The sequence below is a fragment of the Streptomyces sp. NPDC046900 genome (assembly GCF_040644975.1).
Lineage (GTDB): Bacteria > Actinomycetota > Actinomycetes > Streptomycetales > Streptomycetaceae > Streptomyces.
Map to the genome: position 1 here is coordinate 1 of NZ_JBEYXD010000230.1, position 1,918 is coordinate 1,918.

Annotated in this window: 2 protein-coding genes and 1 pseudogene; 1 reads left to right on the top strand and 2 read right to left on the bottom strand. The window is 66.3% G+C overall.

The genetic code is table 11. The features are described from left to right. The coding region (locus ABZ904_RS51115; protein WP_361831152.1) for a DUF664 domain-containing protein at positions 1-83 on the top strand (83 nt) is incomplete at its 5' end. A 119-nt stretch (positions 84-202) separates the two neighbouring features. Here the strand turns inward: ABZ904_RS51115 and ABZ904_RS51120 are convergent. Both ABZ904_RS51120 and ABZ904_RS51125 read right to left on the bottom strand, forming a co-directional pair. After that, positions 203-578, bottom strand: a pseudogene (locus tag ABZ904_RS51120) (transposase); the annotation flags it as partial. Positions 579-688: 110 nt separating this feature from the next. After that, the gene (locus tag ABZ904_RS51125) at positions 689-1,579 is read right to left on the bottom strand and encodes a S41 family peptidase (RefSeq protein WP_361831187.1); all 891 of its coding nucleotides are present in this window, start codon (positions 1,577-1,579) and stop codon (positions 689-691) included. Between the last annotated feature and the right edge of the window lie 339 nt (positions 1,580-1,918).

The following is a 1,918-nucleotide window of genomic DNA, read 5'->3' on the forward strand; positions in this document are numbered from 1 at the left end:
TCCACCTCACCGAGGAGACGGCCCGCCACAACGGCCACCTGGACATCCTGCGCGAGATGCTCGACGGCACGACCGGCGACTAGATCCGGCAAAGACCATGGGCGGAGCCGGAGCCGGATCGAGGCGAGGGTGAGCGTGCCGTGGACGAGGGAGCCGCGCGTGTCGAATCTCGCGGCCACGGCCCGGCAGCTCGTCACCGCGTTGATCGTCCGGCCGCTTCGCCGCCTCCGGCAGCCTTGGTGAGGGCGCCGTCGACGGCGATCTGGTCCAGGACGAGACCGACGACGCGGTCGTGGGCATCCAGCGCGATCCGCTTCAACCGCGCGAACAGGCCCAGGCGTATCCATTCGTCGTGTGGGTTGTGGAGGGTCGTGGCCGAGCAGGTGGAGTCCGCGATTGCCTCGTACGAGCAGCCGCATCGCAAAACCTGGAGCAGCTTGCCGAACACGGTCCGGTCACTGATCCGGCGTCGGTGGCAGCCCAGCGGGTGGGTCGGTTCGAACGGTGGTCGGTTGCGGCAGCAGGGCGGCGAATGGGTCCCAGAGCGGTTCGATCAGCCATGAAGGCAGCGCAGGCACAGATTTCTCCAGTGATCGCAGAGCGTCGCAACTCCATGACCACGGCACCTGTACCTGCCCCATCCGCCCCCAGCCTCCCCGCCGCTTGTCTGCAAAGCGTCGAACGCTACTCAGCCGATCCGCGTGTGCAGGTGCTCCAGCGCCGCTTTCAGCGCGTCCCCGGCTGCGACGGCCAGGTCGGGCTCGACACCGACGCCTTCCCAGTTGGTACCGGTGACCGGGTTGATCGAGCGGGCGGCGGGAACGGTCACGGTAACCTGCGGGGCGACCGGAATACGGTCCGTGGGGTGGGCGCCACCGCGGGTGGTCTGGCCGATCAAGGTGGCGCGCCCCAGCACCTTCAGGTTGTACGCCAGCTCCTCGCCGCCGGAGAAGGTGAGGTCGCTGGTCAGCACGGTGACCGGGCGGTCCAGGTAGCGCGGTGCGGTCAGGTGCCCGAGGGTCCAGTACTGGCGGGTCATGTCCGTGGCCCGCTCGTAGATGTCGTTCAGGTGTATCCCGTCGTCAGCGAAGAAGTAGCTGCACCACAACTGCACGCCCTCCGGTGAGCCGCCCCGACACTGCCGCAGGTCGATGACCAATGCCTCGGTGCCGGCGAGCAGTTGCATGGCGGCAGCGATCGCGGGACCACCCAGATCGGCGGGGGCGATCATGCGCAGGTCGAGGTAGCCGATGTTGTCGTCGAGCTGCTCCACCCGCCGGATACCGTAGTTGCTCTTTCTTGCGTACTGCTCGAAACGGGCGCGAGCGACGTCCTTTGGCTCCTCGTCCATCGACTGTGGTTCCTCGGTCCACAACAACCGCAAATGCTTGTCCGGACAGACATTCTGGAGGTCGTCCGTGACTCGTTCGCACAGCTCCCGTACATCCAGGTCCTGATATGCGCCTTCGTCCAGCCGACGCCGGATCGCCGCGTCGATGGCAGCCGTCTTTTCGGGGAACACGTAACCGGCGGTGATCTGGGCCAGCGCGGCTTGGAGTATCTCGTGATGAGTCGTCATGCGCGCGATGGTAGGTCCGGGTCGAACGGGTGCCCAACGGATTTCACGGCCGCTTCTTCACGTGCTCCGCTCACCGACTTTCTCGACGGTACGATCACTGAGCACCGGACGCTGTGCGACGGCCCGCCTTATCCAGACCGCCTACCTGCGCAACCTCTGAGCGTTGTTGACCGTCGGTCAGGGCGTGGCGCGGGGGAGTGTGAGAGCGGCCGGTATGTCGGGCGGGTTTTGGCAACGGGCTCCTCTGTCGGCGGCGGCTGAATCGTGACCCTCTTTGGGCGGTTGAGTTCTGACCCATGTCTTGAGTTGGTCTTGTCAGTCGTTGCCGTTGCTGGTCGG